The sequence below is a fragment of the Klebsiella sp. CN_Kp091 genome (genome assembly GCF_040065095.1).
Taxonomy (GTDB): Bacteria; Pseudomonadota; Gammaproteobacteria; order Enterobacterales; family Enterobacteriaceae; genus Klebsiella; species Klebsiella aerogenes.
Genome location: NZ_JBEAIO010000002.1, coordinates 34,934 through 57,982, shown reverse-complemented (window position 1 = coordinate 57,982; position 23,049 = coordinate 34,934). Strand labels below are relative to the sequence as shown.

The window sequence follows — 23,049 nt, the reverse complement described above, 5'->3', positions numbered from 1 at the left end:
ACAGAGAGTAGGAAAATAATGCCTACTCTCTTATAGTATTTTAAATAAGGCAATCATCTAACTTGATTGGGTAAATAGGCTTATTCTGACTTTTTGTATTGATAAGATGCAGAAGGGGATGAGTTATTAAATATCCCGTCAAAGTATGAATCTGTATCTTTAATTGATTTTCCTTCATATTTATCCAGAAAATCATCAACTGCTGCCTTAAACTTATCATTGCTCATGTATTCTTCAATTTTAAATGTCCCGCCGATTGTGTTTACACCAAAATTAAGGTTGACTTCATTATATGAAGCACAGGATGTAGATATTTTCTTTTGCTCCTGGCTAAAGTAAGTTCCATATACAAGAAAGCTAGGTTTGTAAAATACGTTACCGCTTTGATCTTTGAATAAATCATGAGTAGAATATGCATATAAATAATTATAGGCAGCTTGCGTTTTACTCATTTGTGCACTGAGGCCGTCACCAAATCCCTTCAGGAAATTTGCGAAGGCTGTAACATCGCCTGCTATAACGTTACATGCAAAGTTAATTACACTTTTGGCAATCTCAATACCTTGTACTGACGTATTTAAACTTCTGTCACCTGAAACAGGATCTGTGAAAAACGCATTAGTAAGATGCTTGGTGACTTCTTGCCATTGCTCGAAATTATACTTGTCGGTGCTACTGGGTGCCTTTTTATTAACAGCTGCACTGGCTACACCTACGAAGCGTTCCATTAATAAACGGCCTACTTTGACCTGTTCCTTCAACGCTTCTGGAGCATCATTAAATTGATATGTTTGATATTGAACAGCGCCCTCCTTAGAAAGCCCTTGAACAAGCGGAAGATCCTCTGAAAGAACCTCAGCATCTTTTAAATCATAAATTTTTCTGAAATATTCATGTGCCGACTGTACTGCATTTTCATTGAACATAGCAAACTCCTATAATATTGTTTTTCCTAAACATCAAATGAAATCAACATGAAAACATTTGATTTAGGTTAGATGTAGATGATGATATAACCTTTCATGACAAGTTATTTGTTAAATTACTAGCCATATAGTTTGAGCCTTCGCTTATGCTGAAAATGAAACACTCGAATTAAAAATAATCACATTAATTATATATGTTTATAAGCATATTACATCTTTCAGTAATGCATATCCCCTCCGTAATTAGTGAAGTGTTTTTTTGAATTGATAGTAGATACACATTAGAGTCCAATCATGATAACCCGTGGCATATATCTACCCATCATTTGTTCTATACCAACAAATGCAGTTCTTTTAAGACCGCGAGTTATTGTCCATGAACACTTAACTCTGGGGGGTTAACGTAAATAACCCATGTCCCTTTGATATTCGCTAAGCTAATGTTACTGATTAAACAATGATTCGGATTCTTTGGTAGCGGGTCTGATTCAATTTTGGCATTTTTATTTATTAAAGTTGAGGCTTTAGTCGCTCCTGCTTTTTTCCAGATGCTCTTTCGGGTCTTATCCGAGCCTATTAACTCATTTACTAAATCCTGGTTCGCGCCAGAGTCTTTTCGGGAGCAAAGAGCCGAAACATTTTGCAAATTATCAGGGTATCCATCCTGATTTTCATAATTCTCATCCATATTTGCGGCGCCGTAACGAACAACTAACGCACCTTTCGGTACTTTTTCGCTTGCGTAAGTCGTTGTTGACATAATGAAGATAATGCCAGCTATAACATACAGAATATTAGATGTTCTCATTTAAACCTCTTCATTTTAAATTTATTAGTTTATAGATGTGTTGTGGTTGTTTTTATCATAAAGCAGAGTTGAAACATCCACGGTAGACGTTACATGTTTTTTTTGATTAAAAATACTTAAATGAAAAACCTCTCTCGTTATGACTGTTATAGGAATGCTGATCTAAGAGATGTACCATATTTATTAAGACGCATGCCTGCACTATTGATTAATATCAATAGCGGTTTTTTTAATGCAGCAGATGACTCGCATTTAACAGCAAGTGTCTTTACCTTGATTGATAATCATCTATCCATTGAATCGCCTAATGCAAAAGTTTAGGTTCATTACTTTTTTATACAACTCGTTTAGTATTTAGAGTTACAAAGCATTGCTTATTTAAGCCGTTGAATTTCAAGGGGGCTAAAAAGCATTGAATTGTGTGGTGTATATACATAACTAGTTGATGCAGAGTGCATTTGTCGGCTCTGATGGTTGCAGGATTTCATATTGCACAAATAAGATGTTAATCTCGGAATAATCTAATATTCGATCTAATAAACTATTTGTCTATTTTTATAAGGATAATGTGCTGCATGTGATTCAATTGCTCTCCTTTGTTAGGTAAATCTGGTATGAGTTAAGTGGTCCCTTGCTGTTACCCCTGCTCTTAAATATGCATGTACAACCATTAAATCCTCTGCAATATGATGTTCATAAATGGTTTCAGAGCGTGAATGGACGACCCTGCGCTACTCACTTCTTGACCTTATCGGTATTTGGCGTGATTCAGTCACTTAAAGCAGGTGATTTTACGTTATGGATCTTCGCGCAGTTCAGATATCAGGAAGGTCAGAGTCGATAACATAAAAGAAACCCTGAACCATCAAGCACATATCATGGGAAATTTTCCAGCCTGATGTTAAGCGCAGGAGTCTGCGCTAAGAGGACGGGTGAATAGGCATGGCTTCGGCAGTTCCAGCTTCCGTTTCTCGCGTAAAGCATCTCTCCCGAGCGATGCCAGAGATGGGCATCATTTATCGGCCAGGATTATCTCGAACTGATAGCCAGTTTAGCCGCAAAACACAAAAATAAACCGCCGGTTGCTCTGTCCATGATGCTAACAACGCTGCTTTTTTTCAGGATGGTTGAAGCAAAATGCGTGGATAAGATAAGCGTCACTGACCAGAGAGTGCCAATCGTGACGTGAATGCTGACCAGGATAAATGTCCATAGTAAAGGGGAGTGCCCGGCAGGAATAAACTGAGGCAAAAACGAGATATAGAATATGCCCATTTTGGGGTTAAGCACATTCCCAAGCATCCCTCTGATAAACCAGTTGTTGTGTGAAGCTACGCTGCCATTATCGTGGTTGAAAGACGAACGAGGCCGCATCAGAAGCTGTATGCCAAGCCAGCTCAGATAGGCGGCTCCGCCGATTTTCAGAATCGTGTAAGCCAACGTTGAAACCGCCAGCAGGGCGCCGAGGCCCAGTGCAACAATCGCTCCCCAGATGAAACAACCAGTATCAATGCCCAGCGCCGCCTGAAATGCTTTTTTACCACCTTCAGCACAGGCGGTGCGCAAAATGAGTGCCGTGTCCAGGCCGGGAGTCAGGGTAAGCAAAAGCGCAGCAAGGGAAAAAGCGAGAAGTGAATCGGTAACAGACATTTTCTTTATCCGAAAGAGCGGATGCTACCCGATTATTGCTAACCGTTCAATCTCATGCCGGGGTGATCCGCTGCGGGCCGCCAGCAAATGCGATTGGCTCGCAGCAGATTATCCCTGTGAACTCAGATTTTCTGCGGTATAGCGCTCTTGCCGTCACGACCAATAATAATACCGTCTTTGAATACTAGCTTGCGCGGCGGCGTGTATAACACGGACGCCGGTACGTCGCTGGCTTCCAGAACCACCAGGTTGGCGGCGTTACCTTCCTTCAGATGTTCCAGCCCGTGGTTCGGCAGATTAATATGCTGGGCCGGAATACGGGTTATCATCTCGAAGGGGCGCATCAGCGGCGCATCTGCACGGTAATTGGCGCTGTAGGCGAACGTTTTCGCACGTTGTAGCTGATCGCCATCTCCCCAGGGGGACCACATATCCTGAATATTGTCGTTCGCCGCAGCGTAGAGAATTCCGGCATCCAATAGTGGTTCGATAGGCGGGAATGCGACATTGCCCGGAGCCGTGCCGATAACGCGGACGCCTAAGTCAGCCATGTCGGCCAGAACGGCGTTCAGTTCGCTTTCGGATATTTGTCCGAGTGAAAACGCGTGCGAGAGAGTGATTTTATCCTTCATCCCCAGCGCCTTGCCGCGAACAATAATCTCTTTGATGGAAGCCAGCCCCATCTGACCCGGCTCGTGCAAATGAATATCGATCGGCTTACCGGTCTTTTCCGCCAGGGTAAAGAGGACATCAAGGTGGCCTTTGCGGTCGTTATCAAAACCCTGCGGGTCGAGGCCGCCGATGTATTCCACGCCCATATCCAGCGCCTGAGCCATGTAATCCGCAACGCCTGGCGATTTAATAATCCCTGATTGCGGAAAAGCGACGAACTCCATGCTCATGTAGCCCTTAAAATCCTCACGAATGCGCATCAGGGCTTCAACGTCGGACAGCTTAGTAAGCGGGTCGATGTCGATATGGCTTCGCAGATGCGTCGTTCCCATTGCCGCCATCTGCCGTACAAGGTTGGAGCCATAAAGGTAGGGGTCATGTTTAAGCTCTACGCGCAGTTTGCGTTCGTTGGCCGCTCGTTCCGCTACGCTGGCGGTGGCGATATGGTGTAGACGCTCCGGCGCGCCGAAGCGCGTTTTGTCGAGGTGGACGTGGGTATCAATGAAAGAGGGTAACAGCAGACAACCCGTGCAATCTATCGATTGCGCATTCGCGGCGGATAAGGCGTGGCCCGTACGGGCTATTTTGCCTTCGGCAATCAGGACATCCGTTGGCGCGCTTGCCGTTCCAATAACGATGTTCTTTAGCAAAATCGGCGACGCTGACGCAGGCAGCTTCGGCTTATTGTCGGCCGCCTGCGCTGGCGCATTTTGCGCAAACGCACGTCCACTCGCTACGGCCATTAGCGCGCTGCTGGCAATGGCGCTGCCGATAAGCGATCTCCGGGATATCATCATCTTAATTGACTCCTTATTTTATTATTGCCCTGAACGCGGAAAATAACCAGCTCACTGAATAGCACAGGTATTTGTGTATGCGTTAGTAGCACCCATTCGTCAAATGCGTGATTTGTTTTTGTGAGGCGAGAGGGCTAAAACAGCATAGTAACAATGGGTTACTAACTTCCCGTGGAGGAAATGTTCTTTTTAGCCGCAGGAGAGGGGAGAAAAGCGATTTATGCGAAGGTACGGTAACGCCTGTTGTACATGGTATTGTAAGTATCCCGGCAAAACGAACCATGCGCTGATAGAATTCTTCCGGGATACTAATTATGTCGGCAGTTGACCGTCATGGCTTTGGTTTGATATCTCCAGGCAGAGTAAAGTCCCCACTGCGATCTACGTAGCTCAGCCATGCCTGCACCTTCCAGCCACATCATTTTGCAAACGTAAGCCCCTGACGGGGAAATACGGCTTTACTCTGCAAATTTCAACAGCGCTTCGCCATCGAGGCGATAGCGGACCCATTCGCTTTGCGCCGCGGCGCCAATACTGAGGTAAAAATCAATGGCCGGCTGGTTCCAGTCCAGCACGCTCCACTCAAGGCGTCCGCAGCGTCGCGCAACCGCATACCGGGCAATGGTTTTTAGCAGCGCTCGACCCGCGCCCTGGCCGCGATAATCCGGTGAGATATACAAATCTTCCATATAAATACCGTTGCGTCCGAGCCAGGTTGAATAGCTGGTGAAGAACACGGCATAGCCCGCCGTTTTACCGTCAATTTCGCAGATCAGCGCTTCGGTCTTACTATCGTCGCCAAACAGGGTTTCGCGGATCTCTTCGGGGGTGGTAACCACTTCCTGTGGGGCTTTTTCATACACCGCCAGCTCATAAATCATGTTGTAGATGGCAGAAGCGTCATCCGCACGGGCCTGTCTAATCGTAATACTCATCATTTTTCCTGTCGTTTTCACACGTTAATGATATTGATGACGCTAAGCATAGGGGGTATTGTCAGAAGAATTAAGTGCAATGAAATCACCCAATGATGAATGTTATGCATCCGGCGCTCAGACGCCTCGATCTCAATCTGTTGCTCGTTTTTGATGCCATCTATCGCCACAGTTCCGTTCGTCTCGCCGCCGATGAGCTGGCGATGAGTACCTCCGCGTTGAGTCACGCGCTGTCACGGCTGCGCGTGGCGCTGAACGATCCGTTGTTTTTTCGCGAAGGGCATCGGATGTGCCCGAGCGTCTATGCCACTCAGCTCGCGCCCTCCATCGCTTCAGTATTGAAATTACTTAATCAGGAACTCACGCGACAGCCGGAATTTAGTGCCGCCGACAGCACCGAGCGGATCCAGATAGCCATTACCGATTTCACCGCGTTATGCATTTTCCCTGCGCTGATGCAAAAGCTGCAGCATGAAGCGCCGGGCCTGCGTTTTGAGCTCCGTTATTTGCCACATAGCCCGGCACTGACGGAGCTGCTGGCGGGGGAGGTGGATCTGGCGCTGGGCTTCAGCACCGCTGAAGATATCCGGCATCATGAACTGGACGAAATTGACTGGTTTGAGGATGAGTATGTGGTTATCAGCCATACCCGTCGCACGGCGCTGACGCTGGCGGATTATCTCGCCGCTCGGCATCTGGTGGTCACGCCGTGGAACGAAAAGCAGGGGGTGTTGGATTTACGTTTGCAGGAATTAGGCTATACGCGGCAAATAGCGCTCAAAACTCCCTCAATGCTCAGCGCGCCGTTTATTGTGGCGCAAAGCGATCTGTTAATGGCGATTCCTCGTTATGCCGCAGAGAAGTTCCTTCATGCCGCCCCGATCGCGATTTTTCCTTTGCCGTTCACCATAAGTCCGTTCACCGTGAAGATCTATTCCCATAAACGCGGCGGGCAGCGAGGAGCAACCAAATGGCTGAAGACGGCGCTACAAAGCCTGGCATTGGCAGCGGATGCCGGGAGTTTTTAACCTCAAAAAACCGAACTTAAAATAACTATCGCAATAGTAACCGTCGCGACAAAACCGGTTTGAAAGGCGAGCGTTCGGACAACGGGGATCCCGGCGGTATACGCAATATAATGGACGATGCGCGCGAGCAAATAAATTTTAGCCGCAATTAACGTTATGGCGTTATTGACGTTTAGCAACGCGGCGGCCACAACCAGTGGGGCAAAAATAACGAGGTTTTCTACCGCGTTGGCGTGCGCCTTTTGCGCACGCTGCGCCCAGGGCGTCGGACCGGTTGATGGCGAATGGCCATTACCCGCTGCGGGCGCGACGTTAGCACGCGTGGCTCTGGCAATAATATAGGGGATCCACATCATAACCGTTAGCAGACAAATTAACGTAAGGATAATCAGTTCAGGGTTATTTTTCATGTTATTTGGCTCTGGTAATTAATAACGATAGAGGAAAGTCTATGGCTAAGGTTAAAATAGAACCATATGCAAAAATGACAATTTTAATACCATTAACGACATGAAGATAAATATTCTGACTCTGGATGGCGTGTTCGATACCGGCTTAGCGACGTTGCTGGATACGTTCGCCGCGGCTAATGATATGGCGCGACGCCAGAGCATGAATATTTCTCGCTTTGAGGTACAGATGATTGCCGTGGCCGGGCAGGTTAAATCAGCCCATGGGCTGAGTATTCCTGCCCATCAGGCATCGGGTTTGGATTCTCCCGACTGGATTGTGGTGCCGGCGATCAACGTTCACGCACGACAATCGCCACCGGATGGCTGGCACGATATTGCTGACGCTAAGCGGTTTTTGCAAAACATGGCGAAGCACGGCGTTAAAATTGCCGCGGCCTGTTTAAATACCTTCATCCTGGCTGATAGCCGTTTGCTCAATGAACAGGCCGCCACAACGTCATGGCTCAATGCGGCGCCGCCAATCCTTCCCGGCGCTATGATGGGTCATGTGGAGCTGGCGCTGTGGCTGATTCGCCAGAGCAGCCCGCCGCTTGCGGATTTGCTGACAACAGCGATGGCGGGGGATAGCCGCCATCCTCAGGTTTCCCGCTCGCCGGCGGGTTATCCTCAGCATGCCGATGCCCTGATAAAGCGCTTTGAGCACTGGTCGCGTGCGCATCTGGCGCAGGGATTTTCCCTGCAGGCGGCCGCCGGTGCGCTTAACGTGCATCCGCGCACCTTACAGCGCAGAACGGAGGCCGCGCTGGGTAAATCACCGTTGGCTTTTTTTCAGCAATTGCGGGTCGAACGAATAAAGCAGCTGCTTGCCGAGGGGAAAGATATAGAGTCGATTACCGCTGACGTGGGTTATTCGGAGGTGTCAACGCTGCTGGCGTTGCTGCGCCGTCAGACTGGAAAAGGAATTCGGGCGTTGCGTCGTGCTGTGTGATTTTATTTATAAGTCAGGGTAAGATGCGGTAAGTTATTATTCTGAGCAGGCTGCCAGTGAATGCGACCAAAAGTAAGATCATCATTTAATAGCACCTTTATTACTTTTCCTTGAGGCTATAACTATTTTAATAACACCATAAATGATTATTGTAAATATACTGCATAGAAACCAAAATTCTGGAATTGCAAAATAATAAAATGTAAAAAGAGAAATGATAATAACATAAACTTTAAGGTCGTTAAGTATTTCTTTAAAAAAAGAAGATAAACAGGACATTACATCACCTTTTTAACCTTTAAAGATACCACGCTGCTGATAATAATAGCACCTATGAATGATAATATAACCAAAAAGATAAACCATGAATTAAACGAATTGATAAAAACTGATTTTTCCATAAAGTTGATAACTTCATCAGCCTTTAATAGGTGAAACGCTAATTCAAACATTTTTGGTGCTAATTACATCTTGTGTTTTTATCATGAAAAGGGAATTCAGGCAATATCTATATCTTCTATGGTCAAATTTAGAATGGAAACCGACAGGAATATAGAACATTGGCAAATGCAATAGGGCTTCGCGGAGAAGAGCGCATTCTTTCCGTAATGAAAAGCTTAGCGTATTAATCGTCATTGAATAAGTTTGAGTTACGTAGGGCGGAAAATATTCACAGCATCTACCCGCGATACTTTTTTGTCGGGTGGCGGCTAACGCCTTACCCGACCTACGGATCGTACCATTGCGAACTGAAACTGCCGATGTTGGTTGCCTTAATATCCCCGGTGGCGCTGCCGCTTACCGGGGCTACTGCGCTTTGCGATTTGGTAGCCCGGAGAAGGCGCAACGCGCCGCGTCCGGGAAAAACCCTTAAAAAAGTTGCAAACCTATAACAGTGCGGCCTGCCTTTAATTTATTCACCATGCTGGCTGAAACTGCCGGTGTGGGTGGCCTCAAAATCCCCGGTGGCGCTAGCGCTTACCGGGGCTACAGCAATGTGCAATTATGTTGCGGATAGCTCAATTGCCAGTCAGGATTATTTCTTTTTCTTCACCACTTTCCATTTTCCGCCAGCGGCAGTGTCGGCCAGCACGATTTTAAATCGGTTACTTTCCCAGTGGGGCAGGCCTAATACGCGCCGCGCTATACGGTTACCTTTCGCCTTAATCATGATGTCGCTCCTTATTTTATTAAAGATGCACTAAACCCACGCAGGAAAATATTCTGCGTTTCCCGAGGTTTTGATTTTCTAAAAAATAAAATTCACTAACAATTAAATTCAGGCTTTATTGTAGGGTGGCTATTTTTTAATTCAAGCCGCTATGAACATTCGGACCTTAGTAGCAATAAAAACGTTTTTCCAGGCTTTTATCCCAGTAAACGGTTTTTATTGCCATTTTGTCCGGCGAAAAAGAGGGAAATAACGGCAGGGTTAAAACGTCATACCGCCGATAACGGCCGCCAGGCGATCGAACATTTCGCCAAACAGATGTTCGCAGAAGGGGGCTAGCATCGGCATCATCATGCCGAGGGTCATAATGCCAAAGGTCATGGTCACCGGAAACCCGATCACGAATACCGATAGCTGCGGCGTCATACGGTTGAGCAGACCCAGGGCGATATTGAGCGTGAGCAACAGACAAATCAGCGGTAACGCCAGCATCATACCGTTGATAAAAATTAATGAACCCAGTTGGGCGAGCGCCAGGAAACCGTTGCCGTTCAGCGGCTGGCTCTGGATCGGCAGGGTATGAAAACTGTCGGCCAGCAGCGAGATCAGCCACAGGTGGCCGTCAAAGCTTAAAAATAGCAACATTGCCAGCAGGTTCAGCAGCCGCGCCAGCACCGGCATATTGGGGCCGCCGCTGGGGTCGAAGAAGGTGGCGAACGATAGCCCCATCTGCATGCCGATGACTTCGCCGGCGAGGCGTACCGCGGCGAAGGTCAGCTGCATCGTCAGTCCCAGCGCCGCGCCGATCAGGATCTGCTGAACCGCCAGCCATAAACCGGCAGCAGAGATAATGGGGATCGCGTTGGCGGGCAGCGTTGGGGCGATCAGTATTGCAATCAGGCCGCCGAGGCCGATTTTCACCTTTTTGCTTATCTGCTTTTCACTCAGCACCGGCGCGGTGCTGATGAGGGCCAGAATACGCAGCAGCGGCCAGAAATACTGGCTGAGCCATTCGCTAAGCTGGGCGCTGTCAAAGGGGATCACGGCTAGCCGATAATATTAGGCAGGTTGCTGAATAACGTGCGCATATAGTCCAGCAGCAGGTTCAGCATCCACGGCCCGGCGATAATAATCGTCGCCACCACCGCGAGAATTTTGGGGATAAACGACAGGGTCATCTCGTTAATCTGGGTGGCGGCCTGCAGCAGGCTGACCACCAGCCCGCTGATTAGCGCCGCCAGCAGCAGCGGGGCGGCCAGCGCCAGGGCGACCTTCATCGCTTCGGTGCCAATGGCCATCACGGATTCTGGCGTCATGATTGTTCTCCGGCGGTTCAGGAATAGAAGCTCTGCGCCAGCGAGCCGAGCAGCAGCTGCCAGCCATCCACCAGCACAAAAAGCATTAGCTTAAACGGCAGCGAGATCGTCGCCGGCGGCACCATCATCATCCCCAGCGCCATCAGCACGCTGGCGACCACTAAATCGATAATCAGGAACGGAATAAACACCGTAAAACCAATCTGGAAAGCGGTTTTCAGTTCGCTGGTGACGTAGGCGGGCAGCAGAATACGCATCGGTACCGCCTCCGGCCCGGCCAGCGGCGGCTGGTTGGCCAGACGAGCGTACAGCGCCAGATCGCTTTCGCGGGTCTGGCGCAGCATAAATTCGCGTAGCGGCTGCGCGCCTTTATCCAGCGCTGTGTCGAGACCAATTTTATCCTGACTAAAGGGCAGGTAGGCGTTCTCATAGACCTTGTCGAACACCGGCGACATGATAAAGAAGGTCAGGAACAGCGCCAGCCCGAGCATTACCTGGTTCGGCGGCGCGGAGGGGGTACCCAGCGCATTGCGCAGCAGGCCCAGTACGATGATGATGCGGGTAAAACTGGTCATCATCAGCAGCATCGCCGGTAGGAAGGTCAGCGAGGTCAGCAGCACCAGCGTCTGCACCGGCAGCGACCAGCTCTGGCCGCCGTTGGCCAGCGGCTGACTGATAAGCCCCGGAAGCTGGGCGAAGGCGGCAGGACTCAGCAGCAGTAACGCGGCGGCGAGCCACGGCGCCCGACGGCGAAGGCAAGCGAACAAAGTAGGGAACATGGCTATTTTTCCGGGCGGTTGAGGACGTTGCGCATCAGCTGGCGGAAGTCGTTCGCAGGCCTTGCCCCTGCGGTATCTTCATCGCGCGGCGGGGCCGGAAATTGATGAAGCGGGGTGATCTGCTGGGCGGTAACGCCCAGCACCAGCAGGGTATTATCGACTTCCACTACCACCACGCGTTCGCGCTGGCCAACCTGGCAGCTGGCGCGCAGGTTAAGCAGCCGGCTGTCGCGCGCCTGCGGCGCAAAGCCGAGGCGGCGGAACAGCCAACCGGCCAGCAGGATCAGGAGCAGAATCGCGCCGAGCGCGCTACTCACCTGCATGAGCGCCGAGCCGCCGGATATTGCCGGTTCGGTAACCGGTTGGCTGGCCTGCACGGTAACGGGGGCGGTCATTAGCGGCTCAACCGACGCATACGTTCGGACGGGGTAATGATATCGGTAATGCGCACGCCGAATTTATCGGCCACCACTACCACTTCGCCCTGGGCTATCAGATAGCCGTTGATCAGGATATCCAGCGGTTCGCCCGCCAGGCCATCCAGCGCGACAACCGATCCCTGCGACAGGCGCAGCAGCTCTTTGATAGTCATTTTGGTGCGCCCCAGTTCAACGGTCAGCTTCACCGGAATATCGAGGATCAGATCGATATCCTGCAGGCTGCCGAGCGCATCCTGGGCCTCCAGCGATTTGAACACCCCATCGGTGGTGGCGCTGGATTTTTCAGACGACTGCTGTTCATTAAGCGCATCAGCCCACAGATCGTCTACGGATTCCTTTCCTGCGCCAGACGGTTGCTTAGGATCACTCATTGGGCTGTTCCTCACTCAGAGCATTCAAAATAGGGTTAATCAAGTGTTCAACACGAAGGGCGTACTGCCCGTTTAAGGTGCCATATTGGCTGGTCAGCACCGGCACGCCGTCGACATGGGCGATAATGCGATCCGGTTTATCTATCGGTAAAACGTCGCCAGGCTGCAGCTTAAGTATTTTCGATAAGCGCATCGGGATATCGACGAAGTTGGCAATCAGCTCCAGCTCAGAGTGCTGCACCTGCTTGACCAACGTTTCGCGCCATTGGCTATCTTCCTGGCGGGAATTCTCCAGCGGCGGATTGGTCAGCAGTTCACGCAGCGGTTCAATCATGGCGAAAGGAATACAGATATTGAATTCGCCGCTTAGCGCGCCAATCTCCACCTGGAACGGCGTGGTCACCACGATATCGTTCGGCGAGGTGGTGATGTTGGTGAATTTGACCTGCATTTCCGCACGCACGTATTCGACGTCAATCTTATAGATTGCGCTCCACGCGTCGCCGTAGGCGTCCAGCGCCAGGCGCAGCATGCGTTTGATGACCCGCTGTTCGGTGGGCGTGAATTCGCGGCCTTCGACCTTGGTCGGAAAACGCCCGTCGCCGCCGAACAGGTTATCGACGGCGATAAATACCAGGCTCGGCGCGAAGACGAACAGCGCGGTGCCGCGCAGCGGGTTCAGGTGTACCAGATTAAGATTGGTCGGCACCGGCAGGTTGCGGGCAAACTCGTGGTACGGCTGAATTTTAATCGGCCCGACGGTGATGTCCGGGCTGCGGCGCAACAGGTTGAACAATCCCATGCGGAACTGCCGGGCAAAACGCTCGTTGATAATTTCCAGCGCCTGCAGGCGTTCACGCACCACGCGGCGCTGGGTATTCGGATCGTAAGGCTTAACCTCGCTCTCTTTACCGCCGACAACCGTCTCGGGCTCGTCGCCCGTGTTGTCGCCGTTGAGCAAGGCGTCGATCTCTGCCTGTGAAAGAATGCTATCGCCCATGGTGATTACCGCAGTATGAAGGCGGTGAACAGCACATCGCTGACCACCTGCTTCGGTTGTCCCTTAACCAGCGGCGCGCTCAGCGTCTCTTTGATCTGCGCGACCAGCTGCTGCTTGCCTTGTTCATTGGCCAGATGACCGGCCTCCTGACGCGAGAGCAGCATCAGCAGGCGGCTGCGCACCTCCGGCAGAAAATCATTAAGCTGACGGCGAGTTGCCTCATCCGGCAGGCGCAGCGTCAGGCCGATATACAGTACGCGGTCCGGATCGTTGTCCGGGGTCACCAGATTGACGGTGAAGGTATCGAGCGGCATAAATACCGGCGGCGCGGGCGGTTTTTCCTTTTCGATGGCGGTTTGCGCGCCGCTGTCGCGCTGTTGCAGCAGCCACCAGCTGTAGCCTGCGGCTGCGCAGGCGGCCACGGCGACGATCGTCAGCAGGATGATCAGTAAGGGGCGTTTGGGCGCGGTTGCCGGAAGGGAGTTTTGAGACATAGCCAAATCAAATTCCTGTTGTTCCGCCCGCCGCGTTGCTGACGGGCATCACGCGCGGCGGCGCCGCACGTATGACATATAAAGGTATTATCGCGGCTAATGCGCGAGGCAATAGCCGGAATAAACGGGCAAATGGGGGCCAGATTGGCCGTTTAGCGCCCCTCAGGCGAAAATATCGACGCCGTTGAGCTGGTTGGCCATTCGCTGCAGGGCTGCCGGGGCGCTGACTGGCTCAATCGGCGCGCCATCGTTGCCGCCGCCGTGGCGTTCCGCGTAGCTGGCGCGGCCTTCACCATTACCGTTTTGCTGCTGCCATTGCGGCGTTGCCTCGCCGCCAACGCTGCTCTGACCGAGGTTGATTCCGCTTTCCGCCAGCGCGTGACGTAGCTGCGGCATCGCCGCCTCGACCGCCGCGCGTACCTGACCGTGTGCGGAAGCGATATGCAGCTGCGCCTGTTTATCGTCGAGCTGTAGGGTGATCTGCAGCGCGCCCAGCTCCTGCGGATGCAGGCGCAGTTCGGCGCTCTGCTGGCCGTTGCGATGGAACATCAGCACCTGCTGGCTCAGCGCCTGCTGCCATTCCGGGCTGCCGAGCTGGGCATTAAGCTGCGGCGTCGGTGGCGCGGTTACCAGCGCATTGGCGGGCGTGGCGCTTTGGCTGGGGCTGGCGGCGGCGAAAGCGACGGCGGCTGGCTGCGCTGGAGCATTCTCCGCCGGGCGTTCGGCCATATCGTGCTGCGGCGTGGTCGCGGCCTGCGCGACAGGGGAAGGCAGATTTTGCCCGCTAAGGGGATCCGTGCCCTGCTGCAATTTCGCCGCCGGCTCGCCTGGCGGCAGATTCCCGATATCCTGAGTAGTCGCGTTGCCGATACGGAGCGCGGCTTTATCGCCGGTAAGAGCAGGTTGTTGATCCTGCGGTAGCGCGGTCTGCGGCGGCTGAGCGACGATTGTCGCCGGCAGCATGGCGTACAGCGCCTGCAGCGTCGCCGGATCTACGGTTTTCGCCTCGCTGAGCGGCGGCGTATCCGTGTCGGCATCCTCTTTTTTCACTGTCGCCTCGACGGCGTTTTCCGCCGATGCCGGTAGCGCATTGACCAGCAGCGCGCCGCGTTCGCCGAGCGCGGCCAGCAGTTGGTTAAGCTGGTTACGGCTTAGCGGCGGGGCGCTTTCATCGCCGGCGCTCAGCGCCGCGGGCGGCAGCGTGCCGCTTGGCGCGGGCGTGAAGCGCGCGCCAAGCAGTTGCGCGAAGGCAGACGACAGCTGAACGTCATCGAGCGCCAGATCCGGCAGGGCGCTGGCGTCGCCGTGCAGGCTAAGGGCGGGCAAAGCATTGAGATTCATGAAGCGGTATTCCTTTGTGTACTGCGTTGCGCGAACTCATCCATCAATTTTTGATTGCGTTTGTTTTCCAACTGCAGCTCGGCGTTTTGCGCGCGTGTGTGCAGGGTGTCGTAGGCGTTCAGCCGCTGCTGATGGTCCTGCCACTGCTTCACGGCGTGATCCACCTTTTGCCCCCACTGCAGCAGCAGCTGGCGCTGTTGTTCGATGGCCTGTTCGAGGGTGGCGATAAACTGCTGGTAGTTCTGCCAGCGGGAGCTTTCCATGCCGCCGGAAAGGGTGCTGTTGAGCTTCTGCCGGTACTCGTCCTGATAGTTAAGCAGCATCGTCAGCTGTTGCTCGGCGGCCTGTTGCGCCTGACGCGCCTGACCCAGGCGCTGCGCCGCCTGTTCAACGGCCTCCTGGGCCAGATTGCGCAGGGTAATCAAAGGGGACTGTGCTTTCATCGCGTGGCGTCTCCGATGGCGTTATACAATCAACTGCTGTAGCTGCTGGCAGGCTTCGTCATAACCGCAGCGCTCGAAAATTCCCTGCTGCAGGTAGGTCTCCATTTGCGGATACAGGGTAATGGCTTTATCCAGCAGCGGGTCGCTACCGGCGGCATAGGCGCCGACGCTTATCAAATCGCGGTTGCGCTGGAAGCTGGCCAGCATCTGTTTAAAGGTGCGTACCCGGCGATAATGTTCCTCATCGATAAGCGACGTCATCGCGCGGCTGATCGAGGCTTCAATATCGATAGCCGGGTAGTGACCGGCTTCCGCCAGCCGTCGGGACAGCACCACGTGACCATCGAGGATCGCGCGTGCCGAATCGGCGATCGGATCCTGCTGATCGTCCCCTTCGGTGAGTACGGTATAGAAGGCGGTGATCGAACCGCCGCCGCTGATACCGTTGCCCGCGCGTTCAACCAGCGCCGGCAGTTTGGCGAATACCGAGGGCGGATAGCCTTTGGTAGCCGGCGGTTCGCCGATCGCCAGCGCGATTTCGCGCTGCGCCATCGCATAGCGGGTGAGCGAATCCATGATCAGCAGCACGTGCTGGCCGCGATCGCGAAAATCTTCAGCGATGCGGGTGGCGTAAGCGGCGCCCTGCATGCGCAGCAGCGGCGATACATCTGCCGGGGCGGCGATCACCACCGAACGCGCGCGGCCTTCGGCGCCAAGAATATTCTCGATAAAGTCTTTGACTTCCCGGCCGCGTTCGCCGATCAGGCCGACGACGATAACGTCGGCCTGGGTGTAGCGGGCCATCATGCCCAGCAGTACGCTTTTACCGACGCCGGAGCCGGCGAACAGTCCCATACGTTGGCCGCGTCCAACGGTCAGCAGGCCGTTGATGGTGCGCACGCCGACGTCCAGCACCTGCTCGATAGGGGTACGCTGCAGCGGGTTAAACGGCGCGGTAATCAGCGGCGCGCGATAGCCGGTTTCCGGTGCGGGCAGGCCGTCAAGCGGCCTGGCGCCGCCGTCGAGCACGCGTCCCAGCAGCGCCGGGCCCAATGGCAGTTGTTTACCGGCGTGCTGGCCGTCCGCCGCGCTGCGGGCGTAAACCCGCGCTCCCGGCACAATCCCTTCGACCTCTTCCAGCGGCATCAGATACAGCCGCTGATCGTTAAAGCCGACCACTTCGCTCTCCACTTCCTGCACACCGTCGCCGCCGTCGCGTTCGATAAGGCAGGTCGCGCCGAGCGGCAGCTGCAGGCCGGTGGCTTCCAGCACCAGGCCGGTGGCGCGGGTCAGCCGACCGTAGCGTCGCACGGTCGGCGTTCGGGCGATACGCTGTTCCAGCGCTTCAAGCGAATTCAGCCAGCGGCCGAGACGGGCGGTCATTACAGCGCTCCCGGCGCGGCGAGGCGACACAATTCATGCCAGCGGGTGGCGAGACTGGCGTCGAGATCGCCCTCTTCGGCGCTGACCTTACAGCCGCCGGGGTGTAGATCGCCGTCCGCCAGCAGCCGCCAGCCGTGCAGGCTGAGAGTGGTGCCTAACTGCTGCTCAACGCGCTCATAATCTTGCGGGTGTACGCGCAGCTGCGGCTTGCCGTTGAACATAGGCTCTTGCTGGATCAACTGTTGAATTTGCGTCAGCAGGGCGGTGCCGTCGCAGACCGGAGGCTGGCCAAGCACCTGTTTCGCGGCGGTCAGCGCCAGCTGCATCAGGCGTGAGGCGATGACCGAATCGAGCGCGTCAAGGGTGTGCTGAAACTCGCTCACCAGCTGCTGCCAGTGGTCGGTCAGCGGCTGTTGCTGCTGCTGTGCTTCCAGCAGCCCCTGCTGGCGACCCTCCTCAAGCCCCTGCTGAAATCCAGCTTCATAGCCTTTTTGCTGACCATCGGCATAACCGGATTGCTGACCTTGCTGCTCGGCCTGTAGGCGCAGGGCGGCAAGCTGCTGCTGCAGTTCCGCCTGAGCGTCAGGCTGCAAGGCTTCGTTATCCAGCGTCGGTAGCGGCGGTTCGAAAGCCGGCGCCGCGTCGCCAAGGTCGTTGAGCGACCAGGGCTGCCAGGGCATGGAATTAATGCGATCAGACATAGGTGTCCTCGCCGCCGCCAATGATCATTTCGCCGCTCTCCGCCAGCCGTCTTACCACCAGCAGAATCGCTTTCTGTTCGTTTTCCACCTGCGACATGCGCACCGGCCCGCGGTTGGCGAGATCGTCGCGCAGAATATCGGCCGCGCGCTGGGACATGTTTTTGAGGAACTTCTCGCGCAGCGGCTGCTCGGCGCCCTTCAGGGCAATCAGCAGCGACTCGCTGTCCACGTCCTGCAGCAGGCGCTGGATACTGCGATCGTTGACCTCCACCAGGTTTTCGAACAGGAACATCTCGTCGATGATCTTCTGCGCCAGCTCGCCATCGTATTCGCGCATCGCGTCGATAACGGCTTCTTCCTGCTGGGTTTTCATCAGGTTGATAATCTCGGCGGCGGTACGCACTCCGCCCATTTTGCTGCGCTTGAGGTTCTGGCCGTCGAGCAGGTTGTTGAGCACTTCGGTCAACTCCGCCAGCGCCGCTGGTTGTACGCCGCCGAAGGTGGCGATACGCAGCATCACGTCGTTGCGCAGGCGCTCATCGAACTGCGCCAGAATATCCGCCGCCTGGCCGCGCTTGAGGTGTACCAGGATGGTGGCGATGATCTGCGGGTGTTCATCGCGGATCAGATCGGCGGCGCTCTGCGGCTCCATAAAGTTGAGTGTTTCCATCCCGGAGGTGGTTTCACGGGATTCGAGGATATCCTCCAGCAGGCTGGCGGCGCGCTCTTCGCCCAGCGCTTTCACCAGCACCGATCGCAGGTAGTCGCTGGCGTTGACGCTCAGGGCGGCGAACTGTTCGGCATCGTCTTCAAATTCAGACAGGATCTCGCCGAGCTGTTTATGCGAGACCTGGCTCATGCCGGCCATGGTGCCGCTCAAAAGCTGGACTTCGCGGGAGGAGAGGTGCTTGAGCACCTCCGCCGCGCGGTCTTCGCCCAGCGTCATCAGTAAAATGGCGCTTTTATCGGTTCCGGTCAGGCTCATAGTTCGTTACTCATCCATTGGCGGATTACCAGAGCGACGACCCGCGGATCTTTATCCGCCAGTTCGCGGATGCGTTGGCTCTGGACTTCTGCGCTGACGCGCTGCTGCGATTTACGACGCAGCGCCAGCTCCTCATTGCTTGGTTTATGGCTGTCGTTTGCTTTAGCGACCGGCGCGCTGGCGGCGGCGACCGCAGCTTGCTGTGCGGCCTGACGCTGCTGCAGCTGTGGCTTAATCAGCTTGCGCCACAATACCCAGCCGACCAGCAGCACCAGAAGGTAACGTCCCAGCTCGAGCAGCAAATCGATAAACGCCTGGCTCTGCCAGAACGGCAGCTCGCCGCCGGTCATCTGATTGTCGGTAAACGGCGTATTGACCACCTGCAGGCTATCGCCGCGGGTGCTGGAGTAGCCCATCGCTTCGCGCACCAGCGCTTCAATCTGCGCCAGTTGTTCTTTACTCATCGGCTGCGCTTTGCCGTCGGCGTTGAGGCTATAGTTCACCACCACGGCGACCGACAGACGTTCCACCGTCCCGGCTTTTTGTTGGGTATGGCGGATGGTGCGATCGAGTTCGTAGTTGGTGGTGGCGTCGCGTCGGGTGCTTAACGGGCCGCTGTTGGCCGCGGCGCTACGGGTGTTGGTCGCGTTGTTGGCGTTATTGGCCGCCGGTTTAGCGGTTTCAATCGGCGCGGTGGCCGGCGCGCTCGGCTGGTTGGATAACGCCCCAGGGACGCCGCCCACCTGCGGCCCGCCGATTTGCTCGTTGCTGCTGGTTTGCTGCGAACGGATCGCCGCTTTCTCGGGCTGCTGGTTCGGCTGATACTGTTCGTCGGTCTGCTCGCGGGAGGCGAAATCGATCTGCGCGGTCACCTGAGCGCGAACGTTGGCGCTGCCGACCACCGGCGCCAGGATGGTTTCAATGCGTCGCTGATAGCCGTTTTCCACTTCGTTGGCATATTTCAGCTGCGAGGCGTTGAGGTCGCGCCCGGTGCCGTCGGACTGCGTCAGCAGGCGTCCGGCCTGATCGACCACGGTGACGTTGCCCGCCGGCAGGCCGGCGACGCTACTCGATACCATATAGACGATAGCGTTGATTTGGCCATCATCCAGCGCACGACCCGGCTGCAGCGTCAGGGTGACAGAGGCGGAAGGGGATTTTTGCTCGCGGACGAACAGCGAGGGTTTCGGCAGCGCCAGGTGCACACGCGCATTCTGCACCGGCCCCAGCGACTCGATAGTGCGTGAGAGTTCGCCTTCGAGAGCGCGCTGATAGTTAATCTGTTCGCTGAACTGGCTGATACCGAATTTTTCCTGATCCAGCAGTTCGAAGCCAACGGCGCCGCCCTTCGGCAGCCCTTGTTGCGCCAGACGCAGGCGGGTTTCATGCACTTTCTCCGCCGGGATCATCAGCGCCGCGCCGTTTTCGGCGAAGCGGTAGGGGATGTTCATCTGCGTCAGCTGGGTGACGATAGCGCCGCCGTCGCGATCGTTCAGATTGCTGTACAGCACGCGATAATCCGGGCTTTTCGCCCACAGCAGCAGCGCGACGATAATGGCGATAGCGGCGGAGGCGGCGACCAGCAGCGGTATTTTTGGATTGGCGCGCAGACGGCTCCAGATGGCCTGCAGGCCGTTGTCGCGGCTTTCGCCGGCGGATAACGAGGCACTCATGGTTGGCGGTATCCTTCGCTGGCGTTCAGGCGGCGACGCGTGCTGGCGTGCTGACGAACGGTATGGATAGCGTTATGTGACAAAACAGACTCCCTGATACACATCTTTTCTCAATAGCGGCGCTCCCATTTCTGGGCAGGCCATTATTCGTCTTATCAGATGATTCTGATTGCCCGATAAGCCGGGTTTTTTGCAGCTAATTAACCGCTTTAAGTAAAAATCGCTGTGTTAGGGTGTGCAGCATTGGAGAAGTACAGGGTGAAATAGCGCCTGGCGATCACGATAGTATTGAGGAAAAGATGGCGATTCAGGGTATTGAAGGCGTACTGCAACAGATGCAGGCGATGGCGATTCAGGCGGGAAATAACGGGCAGAATAGCGTACCGCAGGGAGTCAGTTTTGCCAGTGAATTGACCGCCGCGCTGGGTAAAATCAGCGATACTCAGCAGGCCGCGCGTCAACAGGCGCAGAACTTCGAGCTGGGTGTGCCGGGCATCAGCCTGAATGATGTGATGGTTGATTTACAGAAATCTTCAGTTTCATTGCAGATGGGCGTGCAGGTGCGCAATAAGCTGGTGGCGGCCTATCAGGACATTATGAATATGCCGGTTTAGGTGTGATAACTCTATATAATATCTATTCTTTGTCAGTTTTATCCTATTGCGTGTCACTACAGTACCGTTCACGTGGCAGGCCAGTCTGGAGTTAAACGCGAAGCTTTACTCTGCGCTGGGGCTGCACAATCTGGATAGGCCGGAATATTGAAGAGAGATGTCGTAATGCTTCGCGCCGGCGGCTGGCAGAAAGCCAGAATGGAACAGCAGATGCATGAATGGTTCGGACACATACCGAAGTTCATTATTACGCTAACGGTCGATTACTGCTCACAGTGCAGTGTCCGCCGGTGGAGCATGAGTTTTACCACATCGCCTGCCTACCGATGAGTTTGGCGCACCAAAGTTCAACAGAGAGACCGGGCAGCCAGTTATTTCTCTGTGCGGCCACAGTATCGAAGAGTTTGTTGGTGTCGTTTGTTATTACGTCGCCAGTAAGGATGTCCAGGAGCTGGTTGATGCGGTAAACACCCGCGTCAATGTTGTTTATCCTGACGATACGAGTGCCAAAGTGACTATTAAAGGGCGCGCAACCGCGAGCATAAATACAACAGGCTCGCTCAGCGTCACACCATCAACTATGTTCGCGCTACTGTCCAGATTGACTACATGCTGTGTCCAGGCCGTTTCTTTACCGACGCCGAATGGCATGAATGGGTGGTTATAGGTAAGTAGGATGTGGTCAGCATCGATGTTGCCACGCTGTACGCTATTGCCGATTCGGTAACTGCACTTGAGCAGAGCTATTTCGATTACATCTTTTCAGATGAAAAGCCGTCACTCGGTGAGCGGATTCGGACTTTCTGCAAATGCTGTTTATTAGAATTTTGTAATATGAAAACCTCACCCATCAACGGGTGAGGGAAGTTCTTAATTGTGAGCTATTTTTTCTTTTTTACCTAAATTCATCATAGGTCGTTCTATGAACTTATATGTGTAAACTGAAATAATTAGAGATAATGCAATCGATAGGGGAACTAACATAAAATACATGTTTAAAGGTAGCTGCAATGAAGTCATTGTATAAAGAATGATGTAGATAACTAACATGTGAACCATGTATACTGAATATGAAACTTTTCCAATGGTCTGAGATAGATTGTTGATGAATATTTTTGTGATGATGTTATCTTTTTCTCTTTTGCTTTTAATTAATGTCGCAGAGAATACAATAATCCAAATCAGATAACCAATGCAATCTTTCTTCAAAATAAGAATTATTGCAACGCACAGGCATAAGGAAGTTAGAATTATGTTGCGGTCTGTTATTTTTGGAAAAATATCACGAAGATAGTAAAATGACATAAAGCCAATAAAAAATGCCGCTGCACCAGTCCCAATGAATGCCTTGTTGTTAATCATCCTGCTAATTACTAAGAATAAAAAAATTGAGATGATTATGATGATGGATTTCTTTACAGTTGGGGACTGTATTACCTTATTGCAAATCATAAAAAGCAGCGGGGCAATCAGATAGAACTGCCACTCAACAGAAGCGCTCCATGCCTGACCAACAATCGTTGTTCCGGAGAGATGTAACATTTTCTCAGGGACAATACCTTGCAAGAGGAATAGATGCGGGACAATGTGTTGAATCATATTGTCAAGAAAGGTGTCTATTTGATGGATCCTAAAGTCAGTAGATGGTGATAACGGTGACGTGACCAATATATCTCTATAGAAATATATGCTTGAAATTGTTAAGGCCATAACAACTAAATATATTGGAAATAATCTTAATGCTCTCTGCTGTATGTATTTTTTGTAAGGCACTAAAGGGTTTTTGTTTAAATAGTTAAAGATCACAAAGCCGCTAAGAATGATGAAAACATCCACAGCGAAATCATTCATTAGGGTCATAGGGATCATGCCTGAAAGAGGTGGGATTGCTTCATAAGCATGCCCGGCAACGACCCAAAGAGCCATCAGACCACGTAGGCCGTCGAGTTCTTTTATGTGTTTCATTTGCTCCACCAGTATGTGTGTAAAAACGAGTAAATATAATTATTTTATGTATGAATATGTAAATATAATGGTTAAAAAGGTGTGTGTAAATTCATTTTTATCTTTATGTATCATATAGATATGAATATTCTTCTTAATGTGTAATTGTAGTACAAT

Annotated in this window: 24 protein-coding genes and 1 pseudogene; 4 read left to right on the top strand and 21 right to left on the bottom strand. The window is 53.0% G+C overall.

What is annotated here, in order from left to right; all coding sequences use genetic code 11:
• Positions 1-80: 80 nt before the first annotated feature.
• The 5 genes from ABLV17_RS01440 to ABLV17_RS01420 form a co-directional block, all read right to left on the bottom strand.
• Positions 81-926 (bottom strand): hypothetical protein, encoded by an 846-nt coding sequence (locus ABLV17_RS01440; protein WP_087858097.1) that lies wholly within the window; start codon positions 924-926, stop codon positions 81-83.
• Positions 927-1,293: 367 nt separating this feature from the next.
• Positions 1,294-1,734 (bottom strand): hypothetical protein, encoded by a 441-nt coding sequence (locus ABLV17_RS01435; protein ID WP_087858096.1) that lies wholly within the window; start codon positions 1,732-1,734, stop codon positions 1,294-1,296.
• Between the two features lie 1,029 nt (positions 1,735-2,763).
• Positions 2,764-3,384, bottom strand: a complete 621-nt coding sequence (locus ABLV17_RS01430) for a LysE family translocator (protein ID WP_087858095.1) — start codon at positions 3,382-3,384, stop codon at positions 2,764-2,766.
• 122 nt (positions 3,385-3,506) lie between these two features.
• Entirely contained in the window at positions 3,507-4,853 is a 1,347-nt protein-coding gene (locus ABLV17_RS01425) for an amidohydrolase (RefSeq protein ID WP_308958861.1), read from the bottom strand.
• A 458-nt stretch (positions 4,854-5,311) separates the two neighbouring features.
• The gene (locus ABLV17_RS01420) at positions 5,312-5,788 is read right to left on the bottom strand and encodes a GNAT family N-acetyltransferase (protein ID WP_087858093.1); all 477 of its coding nucleotides are present in this window, start codon (positions 5,786-5,788) and stop codon (positions 5,312-5,314) included.
• A gap of 92 nt (positions 5,789-5,880) precedes the next feature.
• Between ABLV17_RS01420 and ABLV17_RS01415 the strand changes: the two genes are divergently transcribed.
• Positions 5,881-6,816, top strand: a complete 936-nt coding sequence (locus ABLV17_RS01415) for a LysR family transcriptional regulator (RefSeq protein ID WP_308958859.1) — start codon at positions 5,881-5,883, stop codon at positions 6,814-6,816.
• Between the two features lie 2 nt (positions 6,817-6,818).
• On the opposite strand, the gene ABLV17_RS01410 is transcribed toward ABLV17_RS01415, so the two are convergent.
• On the bottom strand, positions 6,819-7,226 hold the full coding sequence (locus ABLV17_RS01410) for an MAPEG family protein (protein ID WP_308958858.1): 408 nt from the start codon (positions 7,224-7,226) through the stop codon (positions 6,819-6,821).
• 100 nt (positions 7,227-7,326) lie between these two features.
• Here ABLV17_RS01410 and ABLV17_RS01405 point away from each other — a divergent pair, with 100 nt between their 5' ends.
• A complete protein-coding gene (locus ABLV17_RS01405) occupies positions 7,327-8,217 on the top strand; it encodes a helix-turn-helix domain-containing protein (RefSeq protein ID WP_308958857.1) in 891 nt (296 codons plus the stop codon).
• A gap of 1,036 nt (positions 8,218-9,253) precedes the next feature.
• On the opposite strand, the gene sra is transcribed toward ABLV17_RS01405, so the two are convergent.
• The 14 genes from sra to fliF form a co-directional block, all read right to left on the bottom strand.
• Complete coding sequence (gene sra, locus ABLV17_RS01400) at positions 9,254-9,388, bottom strand: stationary-phase-induced ribosome-associated protein (protein ID WP_072251507.1); 135 nt, start codon at positions 9,386-9,388, stop codon at positions 9,254-9,256.
• 261 nt (positions 9,389-9,649) lie between these two features.
• A complete protein-coding gene (gene fliR, locus ABLV17_RS01395; protein WP_213317034.1) occupies positions 9,650-10,432 on the bottom strand; it encodes a flagellar biosynthetic protein FliR in 783 nt (260 codons plus the stop codon).
• A 2-nt stretch (positions 10,433-10,434) separates the two neighbouring features.
• The gene (fliQ, locus tag ABLV17_RS01390) at positions 10,435-10,704 is read right to left on the bottom strand and encodes a flagellar biosynthesis protein FliQ (RefSeq protein WP_015367302.1); all 270 of its coding nucleotides are present in this window, start codon (positions 10,702-10,704) and stop codon (positions 10,435-10,437) included.
• 17 nt (positions 10,705-10,721) lie between these two features.
• Positions 10,722-11,483 (bottom strand): flagellar type III secretion system pore protein FliP, encoded by a 762-nt coding sequence (gene fliP / locus ABLV17_RS01385; RefSeq protein ID WP_308958854.1) that lies wholly within the window; start codon positions 11,481-11,483, stop codon positions 10,722-10,724.
• 2 nt (positions 11,484-11,485) lie between these two features.
• The gene (gene fliO / locus ABLV17_RS01380; protein ID WP_113374252.1) at positions 11,486-11,878 is read right to left on the bottom strand and encodes a flagellar biosynthetic protein FliO; all 393 of its coding nucleotides are present in this window, start codon (positions 11,876-11,878) and stop codon (positions 11,486-11,488) included.
• The gene (gene fliN / locus ABLV17_RS01375; protein WP_015367299.1) at positions 11,878-12,294 is read right to left on the bottom strand and encodes a flagellar motor switch protein FliN; all 417 of its coding nucleotides are present in this window, start codon (positions 12,292-12,294) and stop codon (positions 11,878-11,880) included. Before fliN ends, fliO begins: the two co-directional genes overlap by 1 nt.
• Entirely contained in the window at positions 12,287-13,294 is a 1,008-nt protein-coding gene (gene fliM / locus ABLV17_RS01370) for a flagellar motor switch protein FliM (protein WP_015367298.1), read from the bottom strand. Before fliM ends, fliN begins: the two co-directional genes overlap by 8 nt.
• A 5-nt stretch (positions 13,295-13,299) precedes the next feature.
• On the bottom strand, positions 13,300-13,788 hold the full coding sequence (fliL, locus tag ABLV17_RS01365; RefSeq protein ID WP_308958852.1) for a flagellar basal body-associated protein FliL: 489 nt from the start codon (positions 13,786-13,788) through the stop codon (positions 13,300-13,302).
• A gap of 162 nt (positions 13,789-13,950) precedes the next feature.
• The gene (locus ABLV17_RS01360; RefSeq protein ID WP_348854056.1) at positions 13,951-15,129 is read right to left on the bottom strand and encodes a flagellar hook-length control protein FliK; all 1,179 of its coding nucleotides are present in this window, start codon (positions 15,127-15,129) and stop codon (positions 13,951-13,953) included.
• Positions 15,126-15,572: a flagellar export protein FliJ gene (gene fliJ / locus ABLV17_RS01355; RefSeq protein ID WP_064736288.1), complete on the bottom strand. Its 447-nt coding sequence runs from the start codon at positions 15,570-15,572 to the stop codon at positions 15,126-15,128. The genes ABLV17_RS01360 and fliJ overlap by 4 nt, the downstream gene beginning before the upstream one ends.
• 21 nt (positions 15,573-15,593) lie before the next feature.
• Positions 15,594-16,955, bottom strand: a complete 1,362-nt coding sequence (fliI, locus tag ABLV17_RS01350) for a flagellar protein export ATPase FliI (RefSeq protein WP_271032308.1) — start codon at positions 16,953-16,955, stop codon at positions 15,594-15,596.
• Positions 16,955-17,656 (bottom strand): flagellar assembly protein FliH, encoded by a 702-nt coding sequence (gene fliH, locus ABLV17_RS01345; protein ID WP_047065439.1) that lies wholly within the window; start codon positions 17,654-17,656, stop codon positions 16,955-16,957. The genes fliI and fliH overlap by 1 nt, the downstream gene beginning before the upstream one ends.
• Positions 17,649-18,641: a flagellar motor switch protein FliG gene (gene fliG, locus ABLV17_RS01340; protein ID WP_348854055.1), complete on the bottom strand. Its 993-nt coding sequence runs from the start codon at positions 18,639-18,641 to the stop codon at positions 17,649-17,651. Before fliG ends, fliH begins: the two co-directional genes overlap by 8 nt.
• A complete protein-coding gene (gene fliF, locus ABLV17_RS01335) occupies positions 18,638-20,314 on the bottom strand; it encodes a flagellar basal-body MS-ring/collar protein FliF (protein ID WP_271032310.1) in 1,677 nt (558 codons plus the stop codon). Before fliF ends, fliG begins: the two co-directional genes overlap by 4 nt.
• A 299-nt stretch (positions 20,315-20,613) precedes the next feature.
• Between fliF and fliE the strand changes: the two genes are divergently transcribed.
• Both fliE and ABLV17_RS01325 read left to right on the top strand, forming a co-directional pair.
• A complete protein-coding gene (fliE, locus tag ABLV17_RS01330; RefSeq protein ID WP_015367290.1) occupies positions 20,614-20,928 on the top strand; it encodes a flagellar hook-basal body complex protein FliE in 315 nt (104 codons plus the stop codon).
• A 144-nt stretch (positions 20,929-21,072) separates the two neighbouring features.
• Positions 21,073-21,397, top strand: a pseudogene (locus ABLV17_RS01325) (putative metallopeptidase); the annotation flags it as partial.
• A gap of 401 nt (positions 21,398-21,798) precedes the next feature.
• Here the strand turns inward: ABLV17_RS01325 and ABLV17_RS01320 are convergent.
• Positions 21,799-22,893 carry an acyltransferase gene (locus ABLV17_RS01320; protein WP_087858078.1) on the bottom strand — a complete coding sequence of 365 codons (1,095 nt, stop codon included), beginning with the start codon at positions 22,891-22,893 and terminating at the stop codon, positions 21,799-21,801.
• Between the last annotated feature and the right edge of the window lie 156 nt (positions 22,894-23,049).

Excerpts from the sequence above, each read along its gene's own strand:
- ABLV17_RS01440 (WP_087858097.1), bottom strand. The coding sequence starts at position 926 with ATGTTCAATGAAAATGCAGTACAGTCGGCACATGAATATTTCAGAAAA.
- ABLV17_RS01435 (WP_087858096.1), bottom strand. The coding sequence starts at position 1,734 with ATGAGAACATCTAATATTCTGTATGTTATAGCTGGCATTATCTTCATT.
- ABLV17_RS01430 (WP_087858095.1), bottom strand. The coding sequence starts at position 3,384 with ATGTCTGTTACCGATTCACTTCTCGCTTTTTCCCTTGCTGCGCTTTTG.
- ABLV17_RS01425 (WP_308958861.1), bottom strand. The coding sequence starts at position 4,853 with ATGATGATATCCCGGAGATCGCTTATCGGCAGCGCCATTGCCAGCAGC.
- ABLV17_RS01420 (WP_087858093.1), bottom strand. The coding sequence starts at position 5,788 with ATGAGTATTACGATTAGACAGGCCCGTGCGGATGACGCTTCTGCCATC.
- ABLV17_RS01415 (WP_308958859.1), top strand. The coding sequence starts at position 5,881 with ATGATGAATGTTATGCATCCGGCGCTCAGACGCCTCGATCTCAATCTG.
- ABLV17_RS01410 (WP_308958858.1), bottom strand. The coding sequence starts at position 7,226 with ATGAAAAATAACCCTGAACTGATTATCCTTACGTTAATTTGTCTGCTA.
- ABLV17_RS01405 (WP_308958857.1), top strand. The coding sequence starts at position 7,327 with ATGAAGATAAATATTCTGACTCTGGATGGCGTGTTCGATACCGGCTTA.
- sra (WP_072251507.1), bottom strand. The coding sequence starts at position 9,388 with ATGATTAAGGCGAAAGGTAACCGTATAGCGCGGCGCGTATTAGGCCTG.
- fliQ (WP_015367302.1), bottom strand. The coding sequence starts at position 10,704 with ATGACGCCAGAATCCGTGATGGCCATTGGCACCGAAGCGATGAAGGTC.
- fliP (WP_308958854.1), bottom strand. The coding sequence starts at position 11,483 with ATGTTCCCTACTTTGTTCGCTTGCCTTCGCCGTCGGGCGCCGTGGCTC.
- fliO (WP_113374252.1), bottom strand. The coding sequence starts at position 11,878 with ATGACCGCCCCCGTTACCGTGCAGGCCAGCCAACCGGTTACCGAACCG.
- fliN (WP_015367299.1), bottom strand. The coding sequence starts at position 12,294 with ATGAGTGATCCTAAGCAACCGTCTGGCGCAGGAAAGGAATCCGTAGAC.
- fliM (WP_015367298.1), bottom strand. The coding sequence starts at position 13,294 with ATGGGCGATAGCATTCTTTCACAGGCAGAGATCGACGCCTTGCTCAAC.
- fliL (WP_308958852.1), bottom strand. The coding sequence starts at position 13,788 with ATGTCTCAAAACTCCCTTCCGGCAACCGCGCCCAAACGCCCCTTACTG.
- ABLV17_RS01360 (WP_348854056.1), bottom strand. The coding sequence starts at position 15,129 with ATGAATCTCAATGCTTTGCCCGCCCTTAGCCTGCACGGCGACGCCAGC.
- fliJ (WP_064736288.1), bottom strand. The coding sequence starts at position 15,572 with ATGAAAGCACAGTCCCCTTTGATTACCCTGCGCAATCTGGCCCAGGAG.
- fliI (WP_271032308.1), bottom strand. The coding sequence starts at position 16,955 with ATGACCGCCCGTCTCGGCCGCTGGCTGAATTCGCTTGAAGCGCTGGAA.
- fliH (WP_047065439.1), bottom strand. The coding sequence starts at position 17,656 with ATGTCTGATCGCATTAATTCCATGCCCTGGCAGCCCTGGTCGCTCAAC.
- fliG (WP_348854055.1), bottom strand. The coding sequence starts at position 18,641 with ATGAGCCTGACCGGAACCGATAAAAGCGCCATTTTACTGATGACGCTG.
- fliF (WP_271032310.1), bottom strand. The coding sequence starts at position 20,314 with ATGAGTGCCTCGTTATCCGCCGGCGAAAGCCGCGACAACGGCCTGCAG.
- fliE (WP_015367290.1), top strand. The coding sequence starts at position 20,614 with ATGGCGATTCAGGGTATTGAAGGCGTACTGCAACAGATGCAGGCGATG.
- ABLV17_RS01320 (WP_087858078.1), bottom strand. The coding sequence starts at position 22,893 with ATGAAACACATAAAAGAACTCGACGGCCTACGTGGTCTGATGGCTCTT.